The organism is Paenibacillus sp. FSL M7-1455, from assembly GCF_038004655.1.
Lineage (GTDB): Bacteria > Bacillota > Bacilli > Paenibacillales > Paenibacillaceae > Paenibacillus_AQ > Paenibacillus_AQ cookii.
The window spans coordinates 5,749,733-5,764,024 of sequence record NZ_JBBORO010000001.1; the positions used below are offsets into that span (position 1 = coordinate 5,749,733).

The following is a 14,292-nucleotide window of genomic DNA, read 5'->3' on the forward strand; positions in this document are numbered from 1 at the left end:
ATGACGAAAAACGCTCCCGCATATGGGGATACCCCCCGCGTGCTGGAGCGTTTTTATTGTCCAAAGCGGCAGGACGAAGCCGGGCATGCCTCCATCGACGCCACGAATTTTATCCGCAAGTTCAAAAAAAACGAGGGGCCGACTCCGATCCAATACCGGACCGTCGTCCGCGCCGAACGCCCCCGCGAAGAAGCGAGTTTGTAGCGCTTGCCCCTCATACGAACCTGCATTCCGGGAAGGAACGGCAGGTTTTCTTTATTTTTTCACGCCCCATGCTTTCAGGATCGCGTCATGCACGTACGTGTTTTCGTGCACGCCCGTAAAGAGCTCCGCGCCGCTTCCCATGGCCGTCAGCGGAATGTCCGCCCCGGTATGCCCGGAAGTCGTCCAATCGACGTAAAACTGCTCTTTCGAGCCGTAAATGCTGAACGGTCCGTCCTCTTTCGAAATGCCGTCGCCGGATTCGTCTTTCTCGTCGACGGGCTCGAGCGAAAAGCCGCCGGTTTCATGGTCGGCCAGCACCAGCACGAGGGTGTCCGGGTGCTTTTTCGCGAATTCTTTGGCGACGCCTACCGCTTTGTCCAGCTCCTGCCCGGCTTTGATCGTCAGCTTCGCGTTGTTTTCATGCGCCATTTCGTCGGTTCCTTCCTCTTCAACCATCAGGAAAAAGCCTTTTTTGTTGGTGGACAGCGTGTCCAGCGCCTTTTGCGTCATGTCTTTAAGCGAAACGACAGGGTTGTATACGTCCCCTTCGCCTTCCGGATTTTGCTGGAACATCTCCTCGTTGGCGAACAGCCCGAGGATTTTTCCGTTTTTCGCCTTTTGCAGCTCTTCTTTGCTCGTTACGTATTGATAGCCGAGTTTTTTCGCGTGATCGACGAGATTGCCTTCCGTGCCTTTGCTTTCTTCTTTAGGATCTTCGGCCGGATGATCCGGGAATTTGCCCGGATTTCCCGCAGGGTACCAGAAGTCTTCTCCGCCGCCGAGCAGCACGTCGACTTTGCTGTTATCCAGATACTGTTTGGCGATTTTGCTTTGCTGCGAACGGTCTTCGACGTGAGCGCCGAATGCGGCCGGCGTGGCGTCCGTAATTTGGCTCGTCGTCACGAGGCCCGTCGATTTGCCGAGGCCTTTTGCCGCTTCAAGCAGCGTTTTGGCCGGTTTTTTGTTGGCGTCGACGCCGACCGCGCCGTTATACGTCTTCACGCCGCTGGCGATCGCCGTGGCGGCTGCCGCGGAGTCGGTCACCGCCGACGTGGAGTGGGTACGCAAAAATGCGGAATAAGGCATGTCGTCCATCTGCAGCTTGCCGTTCAGACCCACCGTGTTCAAACGAATGGCATCGCGCTGGGACGTTCCCATGCCGTCGCCGACGAACAAAATGACGTTTTTCGCTTTGGCGGGCGGCGCCGCGTTCCCTTTCGCTTGAACGGCTCCCCCGGATACGATAAGGCTGGCTGCCGCCGTCAGGCACAGCGCGGCTTGCACGATACTGCGTTTCTTTTTGCTCATCATAATTCCTCCTTCATATCGTTCCTGCTAGGGTTAGTATAGAAGGAAACTATGAAAAGAAATGAAGAGAAATGTAAACGCAATGTTTAATTGCATCCTTTTGCTCGCGCGCTTTCTTTTTTTCAATTTCAACTGGCCGGGAGATTATGATATATTTCATATGGAGACAGGTCCGTTTCTTGCGGCCGGTTTCGGCCCGGTAACGAGCCTTGGAATCGAATATGAACTCACGAGTGGTGAAGGAGGAAATGCAAGTGGAATTCAGAATCGAAAAAGACACCATCGGCGAAATTAAAGTTCCCGCGGACAAGCTGTGGGCAGCCCAAACGCAGCGGAGCTTTGAAAATTTCAAAATCGGTACGGAGAAAATGCCGCTGGAGCTGATCCGCGAATTTGCGATCCTGAAAAAAAGCGCGGCGCTCGCGAATAAAGAGCTGGGCAAGCTGAACGCCGAAAAAGCCGATGCGATCGTGGCGGCGGCCGACGAGGTGATCGAAGGCAAGCTGAACGAACACTTCCCGCTGGCCGTATGGCAAACCGGAAGCGGCACCCAATCGAACATGAACGTCAACGAGGTGATCGCGAACCGCGCCAACCAAATGCTGCAGGAAAAAGGCAGCGAGCAGCGCGTGCACCCGAACGACGACGTCAACAAATCGCAAAGCTCGAACGACACGTTCCCGACAGCGATGCATATCGCGGCCCTGATTGCCGTCGAGGATCAAGTCCTCCCCGCAATCGCCAAGCTGAAGGAAACGTTCCGCACGAAAAGCGAAGAGTTTATGGATATCATCAAAATCGGCAGAACGCATCTGCAGGACGCCACTCCGCTTACGCTCGGCCAAGAAATCAGCGGCTGGCACCGGATGCTGGAAAAAAGCGAAGGCATGATCCGCACAAGCATCGAATCGCTGCGTGAGCTGGCCATCGGCGGAACCGCGGTCGGCACGGGCATCAATGCGCATCCGAAATTCGGCGACATGACGGCGGCCAACATCAGCAAGCTGACGGGCAAAACCTTCACCTCCGCCGCAAACAAATTCCATGCCCTCACCAGCCATGACGAGCTCGTGTATGTTCACGGCGCTCTGAAAGCGCTTGCCGCCGATCTCATGAAAATCGCCAACGACGTGCGCTGGCTGGCCAGCGGTCCGCGCTGCGGCATCGGGGAACTCACCATCCCGGCCAACGAACCGGGAAGCTCCATCATGCCTGGCAAAGTGAATCCGACCCAAAGCGAAGCGATGACGATGGTCGTCTGCCAGGTGATGGGCAACGATGCGGCGATCGGCTTTGCCGCCAGCCAAGGCAATTTCGAGCTGAACGTGTTCAAGCCGGTTATCATCTATAACTTCCTGCAGTCTGCGCGTTTGCTCGCCGATGCGATGGTATCCTTCAATGACCACTGCGCGGTCGGCATCGAACCGAACCGTGCCGTCATCGAGCGCAACCTGAACCAGTCCCTGATGCTGGTCACGGCGCTGAACCCGCATATCGGCTACGAAAATGCCGCAGCGGTTGCCAAACTGGCGCATAAAGAAGGGCTGACCCTGAAAGAAGCCGCCCTGAAGAGCAACCTGCTTACCGAAGAGCAGTTTGACGCCGTCGTGCGTCCGGAACAAATGATTCATCCGAAAGAATAAAGGAATCTTGATTTAGCAATAAATCAGCCCGTCCGGAATGGACGGGCTTTTGTGGTTGGGCTCAACTTTAAGCGTTTGAAGCTCCTAGGGCATGCCTCCATTCGTTCCGAATCGCTTTGGTTCGGCTAGCCCACCAGGCACGCGGTTACGCAGATACGCTTCGGCGCTTTCCCGTCAGCGGCTTCCCGCTGCGCTGGGCATAATATCGGGCGAACTTCACGGAATATGCCAGCATGTAAACGACCAGCAAGGAAGCAAGAATATTCAGTACGATCAGCGACACGTTCATATCGAAGAAATAGGTCAGCACGCCGGTGCCGACGACCGGAACGATGAATCCCGAATATCCGGCGAAATAAAAGGTCGAAACGACCTTCGACCGGGCTTCCGGGTTCGGCAGTTCCCCGGCCAGGCGCAAACTGACCTGGAACGTCCATCCGCTGCCGAGCGCCTGAATCAAAACGCCCGCCCAGAGCAAGCCGATGCTTCCGGTCGAACCCGAAAAGACGACCAGCCAGGCCCCAAGGGACAGCAAGGCGATGCCTACGCGCAGACGGTGGACCGGGTGTTTGACGAACGGCAGCAGCTGCAGCAGAGCGCCGCCTCCAAGCAGCAGCAAAATCAGTAGCCCGGATACCGACAAGTTCGACGAATGAAGGACGCCTTTCACAAACGAAGGAATCAAGGACAGGATGATGCCGTTCAGCGTAAACAACGTAAAAAAAGGCAGTGCGCTGAAGGACCAGAACGGACGGCGAATATCGTCGGGAACCCCGAGGGAAACCGGTGCCGGGGGCGTTTTGGCAAGCTGCTTGCGAGCCTCGAAGTCCCGGTCTTTTAACGTTTCAAGCGTGATCAGCCCGCTGAGCAAAAACAAAGTCAAGATCCAGAACGGCACCCTGAGCGGCATCAGATGGAGATATTGAATGACTAGTCCGGTTATGGCCGGTCCCAGACCAAATCCGACGGACACCGTCATTCCCGATAACATAAGCGCCTTGCCCGTTTGCTCCTTGGGGGTTTGCTGCAGCAGGAAGGCCACGGACGTTCCCGTAAAGATGCCGTACGCGATGCCTTCCAAAATTCTGGCGGCATAGACCAGCCACGCCTGCTGGCTCCCCATAAAGACAAGCGTGGCAATGATGGATAACCACATACTAAAGCGCAAAACCCTTTTAAGTCCCCAGCCGCTCCCTCTGGACCCGGAAATGAGCAGGGACGGGAGCAAAAACAGCGCATAAACCGCAAATAGGACCGTGATTTGCAAACTGCTTAACCGATAATGCTCCTGATAAAGCGGAAATAAAGGCGAAGTAAACGTCGTCCCGATGGACATCATCAGAATAACCCATAACATGCGTTTCATAAGATTCTCTCCTTTTTTGGAATGTTCGTTCAAGAAAACGAGACAAAAAATCGTCTATCGCCCCCACTTTCAAAGATTGACAGACGTATTTTTGCAAATTTCAGAAAAGCGTTGTTGACGAAAAAAATACTTGAATGATGATTCAAAAATTAGTCAAAAAAAAATTAGAAGACCGCCGAAACCGCGACTTTGCAAAAATCCTCCATCACGCTGCGGTCCGCCGCGTTCCGGGCCATCACGTGCAGCCCCTGCTTGATACCGGACAGGAAACGCGCCAGCTCCCGCGGGCTATGCTTGCTTTTCAGGCAGCCTTTATTTTGAGCGCGCATCAGAAAGCTGAAAAACAACGATTCCGTGTTCATCGCATGCGCCTCCAGGCGGCGCGCCACGTTCGGCACGTTCGCCACCGGCCCGAGCGTCGTATTCGTCATCAGGCAGCCGCGCCCGCGCGCCGCGTTGTTCATCGACACGTCGATGACCTTTGAGAAAAAGCGCTCCAGCTGTTCGCGCGGCGAATCGCTGTCCTCTTTTAAAATATAATTGTAATTTTCGTCCGCACGCTGGCTGAACCGGTCGAGGCAGGCCAAAAACAGCTCGTGTTTATCCCCGAACGTATCGTAAAGGCTGCCCCGGTGAATGCCCAAATGATCGCATAAATCCTGGATGGAGGTGCTTTCGTAGCCTTTTTCCCAAAATAGCTCCAGCGCTTGGTCGACGGCTTTTTCCTGGTCGAATTCTTTATGTCTGCCCATGGCTTTGCCCTCCTTTTCGTGTCTTATACTATAATATTTCTTGAACGATAAGTCAAGTATTGGACAGGGGGAAGATTGATAAATGGGCTGCAATAAGAGCGGAAGAAAGCAACTACAAAGCCAAACAGGGGTGTCCCGACGGATTTCATAGACCCGAAAGACACCCCTTGCAGCCGTGATTCCACATGTTTAGTAAAACATGAGCCTCAGAACGGCAATCTAGCTATGTTTTGTCCATAAAGTTCGCGGCCAACTACTCGGATTGCTGCTCGCCGAACGCTTCCTTCGCGTCTTCGACCATTTCCTTCGCGAATTCCTCTCTTTGCTTGTCAGGCACCGGCATTTTGTTCAGTTCGGTTCTTTGCACTTCATATTTGCTTGGCTCTTGGGAATTGTTGTTGTCAACCATTCGATCGCACCCCCTTCGCGCACCATTTTAACCATATATAGGATGCGCGGATTTGGCGATCTTATTCATTTCCTTTACCATCCAAACTCCGGCCGATCCAGCCGGTACAACCGGCGATACCGCTCCGACGCCGCCATCAGCTCCGCATGGGAACCCCTCATCTCGATGCGCCCGTTCTCCATGAAAATGATTTCGTCCATCTGCTCCGCGCCTGCCAAATGATGCGTCACCCAGATGAGCGATTTGCCCTTCATCGTCTCCAGGATCGTGGCCATGAGATCATGTTCCGTGCGCGGATCGAGCCCGACCGTCGGCTCATCCAGAATGACCACCGGGTTGTTCTGCAGCAGCACCCTGGCCAGCGCGATCCGCTGGCGCTCCCCGCCGGAGAAACGCTGCCCGGTTTCATGCATCGGCGTCCGATAGTCAAGCGGCAGCGATTCAATCAGCCGATCCAGCTTCACCTGCGCAGCCGCGCCGCGGATTTCCCCATCGGTTGCGTCCCTATCGCCGAGGCGGATGTTGTTTGCCACCGTCGTATCGAACAGATGCGGGTTTTGATTCAGCACGGAAATGACCTGCGGCATCCGGTCGCCGATGGCATAAGCCTCGATTCCGTTCAATCGGACGCTGCCCGACGTCGGCGCCAAAGCTCCTTCGATCAGCTTCAGCAGGGTCGATTTGCCTGCGCCGCTGCGCCCGATGATTGCGATCCGTTTGCCCTGCGGCAGATCCAGGGAGATATCCTGCAGCGCCCACGGGGAGCGGTCGTCATAACGATAACACAGGTTCTGCACCTGTAAATGGACATCTCGCGGGTTTTCCCCGCCAAGCGGTCCGGCCTTCGCCGTTGCCCCGGCCATGCCTTCGCTGTCTGCCGTCTCCGCATGCGTGCTTATTTCGTTTAAACGCTGCAAAGAGCTTTGATACCCCGGGATTTTTTCGATCGCCTCCGATACCGGCAGAAACGCATCCATCATCGGGAAGACGACGAGCGTAAAAGCCGCGATCAGCACGGCCGGGATGTGCCCGGCGGCGTATTCTCCGGCCGCCCATACCGCCATCGAAAGCACGCAAAAGCCCACCACGATTTGGCCGGCGAGCTGCCGCCAACGCGCCCAGCTTTTGAGCTGGCCGTCCACCCGCGCAGCCTCTTTCGCCGCCGCATCGTATGCAGCCAAAAACTGCCGCTCCCTGCCGCTGATCACCCAATCGCTCATGCCGAGCACGGCGTCGGTCAGCATGGCGTACAACCCGCTGCGCTGTTTTTTCGCCAAACGGCTTTTCGCCTTGGTGACGAGCAGCGATGCCCACGGCAGGACGACGATCAGCACCAAAATGTACAGCGCCATCACCAAAGCAAAACGAAGATCGAACCGCCCCAATGCCGCGATCGATCCTATATAAAGCACCAACGCCGCTACGCTCGGGAATACCGTCCGCAAGTATACGTCCTGCAAATATTCGATATCGTCCGCGAGCACGCCCAGCACGTCTCCGGTTCGGAACCGGGATGAAATGAACAACGCTTGCGGTTCCAGGACGCGATACAATCGGGTCCGCATCCGGGAGACGATCCGCAGCACGGCGTCATGGCTGACCAGGCGCTCCACGTAATGGACGACCGCGCGCCCGATCCCGAACGTGCGCACAAGCACGATCGGCACGTACACCATCAAAATATTTTCCGGCCGCATCGCCGCCTTGGAAATAAGGAAACCCGAGGTAAACATCAGCATCGCCGCGGTCAGGAGCGTCAGGCAGCCAAGGGCGATAATGACCAGAAAACGGCCGAGATACGCCCGTACATAAGGCCGAAGCCAGCCTTCTTCCCTCATGCGATTCCCTCCCTTTGCGACCGGATCAGGCCATAATAAGCTCCCTTGCGGGAGATCAGCTCCTCGTGCGTGCCGACTTCGGCGACACGTCCGTGTTCCAGCACGACGATCAGGTCCATGTCCGGCATCCAGTGCAGCCGGTGCGTCGCGAGCAATACCAGCTTCCCTTCGAACAGCGGCAGCATCGTCTGCTTCAGTTCATATTCGGTCTCGATATCCAGATGCGCCGTCGGTTCATCCAAAAGAATAACGGGCCGATCGCTGAGAAAAGCCCGGGCCAGCGCCACGCGCTGCGCCTGCCCTCCGCTCAGCTGGCGGCCGCCACCGCCGATCGGCTCCTCCACGCCGTGCGGCAGGCCCCGAACGAGTTCCGTGAGCCCGGCCGCAGCGACGGCGCGCTCCACGTCTGAGCTGGATGCTTCCGGCGCATAAAAACGAATGTTATCCGCAAGCGTGCTGCTGAAAATAAACGGATGCTGCGGAATATACGCCATCAGCTTTCTCCATTCCCCCAGCGCCGGGGCATCCAAACGCCGTCCATCCACTGCCATGAACCCTTCGGACGGCTGCAAAAATCCGCCAAGCACGTCGATGAACGTGGATTTGCCCGCGCCGCTGGCGCCGATGATACCGATTTTGCCCGTCCCCCGCAGTTCCAGCGAAAGGTCCCTCAGCGAATAAGGCCCTTCCTGCTCATGCCGTACGGCCACTTCCGATAAGGACAGGCGGCTTTGGGCCGTCCAGTTCAGTTCTCTTTTTTCCTGACCGTCCTTCGGCTCATCCGCGGTCCCGGGAAGCGGCTCCTCGATGATGCTCCGCATGGCGGCCCCGGCTTCCTTGCCGTCCAGCGTGGCATGAAAATCGGCGCCCACCATCCGCACGGGCAAAAAATACTCCGGCGCCAGAATGAGCACCGTCAATCCGGTCACCAGCGCCAGATCGCCGCTGATCAGCCGCAAGCCCAGTCCGACGGCAACGACGGCGACCGACAGCATCGTAAAAAAGTCAAGCGCAAAGGAAGACAAAAACGCCACCCTCAGCGTGCGCATCGTCGCCGACCGGTATCGATCGCTGACCCTGGCGACGCTGCCGATATGCTCCCGGCTCTGCCCAAGCAGCTTCAGCGTCTCCAGTCCGCGGAGCGAATCGACGAAGTGGTTGGAGAGCGTGCGGTACGTATCCAGCTGCTTTTCCGTCGTTTTGCGCGCAGCCAGCCCGACCAGGATCAAAAACGCGGTCAAGATCGGCATCGCCAGGATCAGAATAATTCCCGACGTGATGTCCTGCATGAAAATATACGCGAGGACGACCCATGGAATGAGCGCCATTCCGGCCATCCGCGGCACGATCAGCTCCAGGTAGTTCCGGAATTTCGCCGTTCCTTCCAGTATGAGCGTGACCAGGTTGCCCGTGCCCTCCTGCTTCGCGAATCTTGGCCCGAGCTGAAACAGCTTCTCCATCACTTGCCGCCGCAGGCCGGCTCCGGTCCGTTCGGCGAAGGCATGGCTCATTTTTTGCTGAACGAAACCTATGAGATGCCGGACCAGGAACGCTCCGAAAAACATCGACAACTTCAGGTACTGGCTGTGAAGCGGTTCGCCGGCAAAAAGGGCGGAGAGCGCCTCCGCCAGCCATCTTGCCAGCAGGATGATCGACAGGCTTTGCGCAAGCGTTAATGCAAGTGAGGCGGCAAGAATTGGCTTTATCCCTTTATAGCCGAGCAAATTCCGATCCATTAATATTCCAGATGCCCTTTCTCGTGAACCCGCTTATGGAAGACAAAATAACTCCAGATCTGGTAACCAAGCACGAACGGCAGCAGGGATAAAGCCACGATCGTCATCACTTTCAGCGAATAATGTCCGGAAGCCGCGTTGTCCACCGTCAGGTTGAAGGCGGCGTCGATCGAACTGATCATGACGTTCGGGAACAATCCGATGAAAAACGTCGCGATCGTCATGGCGATCACCGCGCCGGTCATGCCAAACGCCCACCCGTCTTTTTGCTTGCCGGAAAACACGACCGCGAGCACGAACGCGATAGCCAAAGCCGCAAGCACGCCCACCAAGATACCGCCATGGGCTTCAAAAATGCCGGTGTTGAAATACGTCAGCGTAAAGAACGCGACAACGAGTACCGCAAGCGGAACCATCAGGCTGCGGGCCATGCGGCGCGCGCGGGCCTGAAGGTCGCCCGTCACCCGCAGCGTCGCGAACAGCAGGCCGTGCACAAGGCAAAGCACCACCATCGTCAATCCGCCGACCACGGAATAGAAGTTGACGATATCGCCGAAAAACGAAGCTTTCATTTCCATCGCCCGGTCGATCGGCAGGCCTTGAATCAAATCGGCGAACACGACGCCCAGCAGAAGCGGCGGCAGCAGGCTGCCGAGCAGGATGACGATATCCCATGTTTTTTTCCAGGACGCCTTTTCCACCTTGCCCCGGTATTCAAAGGCCACCCCCCGCCCGATGAGCGCCAGCAACAGCAGTACCAGCGGCGTGTAGAACCCGCTGAACAACGTGGCGTACCAGTTCGGAAATGCCGCGAACATCGCGCCTCCGGCCGTCAGCAGCCATACCTCGTTGGCATCCCAGAACGGGCCGATGGAGTTGATCAGCACCCGGCGTTCGGTATCGGTTTTCGCCAAAATGCCCGTCGACATCCCGATGCCGAAATCAAAACCTTCGAGGAAAAAGAACCCCGTAAACAGCACCGCGACGAGCACGAACCACAGCTCATTAAGAGATAGCATGGCGGTATTCCTCCTTATCGAATGGATCGCTGGACGTTTCCGCCTGCGTTTCGGCGGCATACGGTCCCTTTTGGATGACGCGGATAAACAGGTAGGCCATCACGACGGCCAGTATGGCATAAATGGCTACGAAGGCGATCAACGAAAACAGCACTTGGCCCGCGGTAACGCTCGGGGACACGCCGTCGGCGGTCGTCATCAGTCCGAACACCGTCCATGGCTGGCGCCCGATTTCCGTCATGATCCAGCCCGACGTATTGGCGATGATCGGCAGCGAAATCGCAAAAACCATCAGGCGCATAAACCACTTGTTGCCGTTTTCCAGCTTTTTGCGGGCCGCCAAGTATACCCCGTACATGCTGAGCAGAATGAGCAGCGTGCCGCTCGCCACCATGATCCGGAAGCTCCAGAAGGTCGTGCGCACCGGAGGAATATAATCGCCCGGCCCGTATTGCTGCTCATATTGCGCTTGCAGCTCTTTCATGCCCTGCACTTCGCCCGAAAACTTGCTGTAAGACAAAAAGCTGAGCAGGTAAGGGATCTGGAACTCCCCGGTATTCCGCTGGTTTTCCGTATCGATGAACGCCGTCACCGTCCAAGGCGCCGGGTCGCCGCTGTTTTCCCAAAGCGCTTCGGTTGCAGCCATTTTCATCGGTTGGGTTTTGACCAGATATTGGGCCTGCTGGTGACCGACAAGCGCCACGCCGATCGAGGAAACAAGCCCGATGACGGTGGCGATCACAAACGATTTTTTGAAAAACGGCACGTCTTGTTTCTTGAGCAGCTTATACGCGCTGACCCCGGCAATGAGGAATGCGCCCGTCATGAACGCGGCCAATATCGTATGCGGGAACTCCAGCAGCAGCTGGCCGTTCGTGATCAGCGCCAAAAAGTCGTTCATTTCGGCCCGGCCGTTGTTGATCGTAAAACCGACGGGACGCTGCATGAAAGAGTTTGCCGCCAAAATCCAAAACGCGGACAGGATCGTCCCGATGGCAACCAGCCAGATGCACAGCGCATGCACTTTTTTCGAAAGCCGTTCCCAGCCGAAAATCCAAAGTCCGATAAACGTCGATTCCATAAAAAAGGCAAGCAGCGCCTCTACCGCCAGCGGAGCGCCAAATACGTCGCCGACGAACCGGGAATACGCCGACCAGTTCATGCCGAACTGGAATTCCTGCAGAATGCCCGTCACGACGCCGATCGCGAAGTTGATCAGGAACAGCTTGCCCCAGAACTTCGCCATCCGTTTGTACTCTTCTTTGCCTTTGACGACGTACATCGTCTCCATGATGGCGATCGTAAACGCCAGGCCGATGGACACGGGCACGAAGAAAAAGTGAAAAATCGTCGTCGCCGCAAACTGAATCCGCGACAGCATAATTACGTCCATTGTTCTTCCCTCTTTCTCATAGTTTTCAAGTTAGAACCCTTGGGCGATGGATTCGAATACCCCATCCTTTTGTTTTCCTCGGCATTTTGCAAAACCCGGCTTTCGCGCTCCCGGGCTGCAAAATCCCCTTCTTCCTGTATTCTGGCAGAGCATCGGGATTCTAAATGTGATAAATGTCACAATCTTAGGTCCAAAAGCCCACTTATGTGAATTATGTCACAAAATATTAAAAATTTTAGGCATCGCCCCAAACAAAAGGGACCGTTCCAAGCCGCACGCGGCCCGAAAGCAGTCCCTTAATGGTTCGGATTTCCTCTATATCTTCTCGCCCGGACGGGGGCGTTTCGCGCAAATTCCTGCTAGTCTCTTGCTACGTAATACTTGTTCGTCATGTACCAGGCATCGCCTTTGTCCGTAGCCACTTTGCCCTTCTTCTTGTCCAAAAACACGATCTCGTTGCATTTGGAACAATACCATTTGGTCGTGTAGTACTGGGAATAGGTCGTGTAAGTCGTGCCGCATTTGCAGTCGACTTTGAAGTACACGCGGTTCTCTTCATACGCTTTGGACAGCTGATCGGTATTATCCGATTCCGTGGGGCGGTTGCCTACGGGCTTGATGACTTCGGCGTAGTTGGAGAAACGGTTGTGCACTTTGAAATCCGCGACCAGCTCTGGATTAAGGCCGAAAAACTCCTTGCCAATAGCTGTAATGAATTTCGCATCGGTGCGATAGCACTCGATCCATTCCTGAATTTGCTTATTCGATAAAGGTACAGTTCCTTTAATGCCACTATTCAAGGTGTAGGTCATGATGGTCAGGTTCTCATTGTCTTCATAGAACATTAATTCAGAAACCTCCTTATGATTTCATCTATTAATGTACTACTTCTTTGTACCATAATCAAAGTGTGAAATATAGGCAGGAAAGTGCAAATTTTTTTCGCCGGTGCAAGAACGGGTAATTTTACCTATTCAGGTACTTAAGACGCAGGCAGCTCGCGGAAAGCCAGCTTCCAAGCCAGGAGATTCAGAACGAGCAGAAGCAGCATATATAAATACTCGCCGTAAGGTAAAAATGTAAAGCCAAAATGCGCACCCGCGAAGACGCCGAGCAGCACTAAAAGCCCAAAAATGACGAACCCGCTGCCGGATTGCGAGCCTTGAAACGGCTGCGAAAACGGCAGTCCCTTCTCCAGCGCCATAAAGCTGACGACCACGTACAATAGCACCCCGAGTAAAATGACGATGAGACTTGGCACGATCCTTGCTCCGAAAATGATCAGGAAGATCACGGCCTGCAAAAGAAACACCGGAGCAAACAGCCGGACGACCATGGCTTTCAGCGCGCCTTTGTAGATGGGTGCGGTATCCGTCAGCGGCGCGGTTTGGTAGATCCAGGCCCCTTTATAGTTGCCCGAGTATTTGAGCATCATGATGATGCTCGGGATCATCAGCGCGCAGAAGTACAGGAACAGGAACCCTTTGCCCGTCCTCATGGCGGCAAAACCGCCTTCCGAACGCAGCGTGTTGAACATGAAAATGAACGGAAAGATGATCGAAAAGCCAAGCTGCGGATACACCTTGAGCTTGAAGTCCCTCTCCCGGCCCATCATGTCCCAGGAAAAACGGAAAAAGAGCCTTTCGAGCTTCCCCCGGCAAAAGAGCTTGCCCAGCCCTTCCTGCAGGCGGAAACCTCCCGACTTGCCCCGCCCGTGATGGCTGGCGAGCTTTTGCAAATTGCGTTCAAAGGAAGGCATCAGCAAGGAATACACCCACCATGCTACCAGCGGCCCGACAACGGACAGCACCGAAAAGACGACGATCAGCGGCGATTTCCCTTCGCCAAGCAGCCATTCGAACGGAGAAGCGAACCAAGCGGGAAAAATGAAAATTTCCCACCATTGCGGCCTGAATGCGACCTTTAAATCCACGAAGTTGAATAATCTGGAAATAAACTGATAACCTACCGTCATCACGATGGTCAGTCCGATCTGGACGTAATTGATGATGTCTTTCAGCTTCTCCCCGTCGAAAAACCGCAGCACAAGCCAATAGAGCACGGCCGTCAGGACCACGATAAAGAAATCCATCAGGATGACTTCTACGAGAAAGAGCAGGAAAAACAGGACGCCATGCCGGAACAAACCGACCACAAGCGGCACCACGGTCAGCGATCCGGTCAGCAGCAGCAGGTAAATCAACACATGCAGCAGCTTGGCCATACTGATCGTTCGGCGCTGCACCGGTTTGGAAAACAAAATGTTCCTGTCGCGCACATCGAGCATCACCGAGGAAAAGTCGGAGATCATGGAGGTCGTAATCATAAACATGAGGATGCCGAACACCAGGCTCATCTGAAACATGTAGTTCGTCTTCATGACGACAAACGGTACCAGCACGACGCTGATGACGACGTAAATCCACAGCGACTTGATAAATTGGTTGGACTGATTGTCAGGGTCGGCCGTTTTGGAGGATTTCTGGATGAGCGTCGGCACCCTGCGGCCGTCCATCAGCAGCTTGATCTCCAAAATGCGGCGCATCATATCGTAGTCGATCCCGGATTTTTCAAACACTCTCCGCAGCGGATCAAGGATTTGCAGCCATTTGACCGTTCCCATC

The 14,292-nt window shown here is 55.3% G+C and carries 12 protein-coding genes; 2 read left to right on the top strand and 10 right to left on the bottom strand.

What is annotated here, in order from left to right:
* The gene (locus NYE48_RS26285; protein WP_341000424.1) at nt 1-204 is read left to right on the top strand and encodes a helix-turn-helix transcriptional regulator; all 204 of its coding nucleotides are present in this window, start codon (nt 1-3) and stop codon (nt 202-204) included.
* 51 nt (nt 205-255) lie between these two features.
* Here NYE48_RS26285 and NYE48_RS26290 read toward each other — a convergent pair whose 3' ends face one another.
* Nucleotides 256-1,512 carry an alkaline phosphatase gene (locus NYE48_RS26290; protein WP_212951130.1) on the bottom strand — a complete coding sequence of 419 codons (1,257 nt, stop codon included), beginning with the start codon at nt 1,510-1,512 and terminating at the stop codon, nt 256-258.
* A gap of 254 nt (nt 1,513-1,766) precedes the next feature.
* Between NYE48_RS26290 and fumC the strand changes: the two genes are divergently transcribed.
* The gene (gene fumC, locus NYE48_RS26295; protein ID WP_036706241.1) at nt 1,767-3,155 is read left to right on the top strand and encodes a class II fumarate hydratase; all 1,389 of its coding nucleotides are present in this window, start codon (nt 1,767-1,769) and stop codon (nt 3,153-3,155) included.
* A gap of 145 nt (nt 3,156-3,300) precedes the next feature.
* On the opposite strand, the gene NYE48_RS26300 is transcribed toward fumC, so the two are convergent.
* From NYE48_RS26300 to NYE48_RS26340, 9 genes are all read right to left on the bottom strand, one after another.
* Nucleotides 3,301-4,521, bottom strand: coding sequence for an MFS transporter (locus tag NYE48_RS26300; RefSeq protein ID WP_341000425.1), 1,221 nt, complete (start codon nt 4,519-4,521; stop codon nt 3,301-3,303).
* 164 nt (nt 4,522-4,685) lie between these two features.
* Nucleotides 4,686-5,273: a TetR/AcrR family transcriptional regulator gene (locus NYE48_RS26305; RefSeq protein ID WP_036706240.1), complete on the bottom strand. Its 588-nt coding sequence runs from the start codon at nt 5,271-5,273 to the stop codon at nt 4,686-4,688.
* Nucleotides 5,274-5,526: 253 nt separating this feature from the next.
* Complete coding sequence (locus NYE48_RS26310; protein ID WP_197069894.1) at nt 5,527-5,682, bottom strand: hypothetical protein; 156 nt, start codon at nt 5,680-5,682, stop codon at nt 5,527-5,529.
* Between the two features lie 74 nt (nt 5,683-5,756).
* Complete coding sequence (gene cydC / locus NYE48_RS26315) at nt 5,757-7,520, bottom strand: thiol reductant ABC exporter subunit CydC (protein WP_341000427.1); 1,764 nt, start codon at nt 7,518-7,520, stop codon at nt 5,757-5,759.
* Nucleotides 7,517-9,256 (bottom strand): thiol reductant ABC exporter subunit CydD, encoded by a 1,740-nt coding sequence (gene cydD / locus NYE48_RS26320; protein ID WP_341000428.1) that lies wholly within the window; start codon nt 9,254-9,256, stop codon nt 7,517-7,519. Before cydD ends, cydC begins: the two co-directional genes overlap by 4 nt.
* A complete protein-coding gene (cydB, locus tag NYE48_RS26325) occupies nt 9,256-10,275 on the bottom strand; it encodes a cytochrome d ubiquinol oxidase subunit II (RefSeq protein ID WP_212951140.1) in 1,020 nt (339 codons plus the stop codon). The genes cydD and cydB overlap by 1 nt, the downstream gene beginning before the upstream one ends.
* Nucleotides 10,262-11,668, bottom strand: a complete 1,407-nt coding sequence (locus NYE48_RS26330) for a cytochrome ubiquinol oxidase subunit I (protein ID WP_341000429.1) — start codon at nt 11,666-11,668, stop codon at nt 10,262-10,264. Before NYE48_RS26330 ends, cydB begins: the two co-directional genes overlap by 14 nt.
* A 359-nt stretch (nt 11,669-12,027) precedes the next feature.
* Nucleotides 12,028-12,513 carry a hypothetical protein gene (locus tag NYE48_RS26335; protein WP_036706234.1) on the bottom strand — a complete coding sequence of 162 codons (486 nt, stop codon included), beginning with the start codon at nt 12,511-12,513 and terminating at the stop codon, nt 12,028-12,030.
* Between the two features lie 137 nt (nt 12,514-12,650).
* Nucleotides 12,651-14,291, bottom strand: coding sequence for a hypothetical protein (locus NYE48_RS26340; protein WP_341000430.1), 1,641 nt, complete (start codon nt 14,289-14,291; stop codon nt 12,651-12,653).
* Nucleotide 14,292 lies beyond the last annotated feature (1 nt).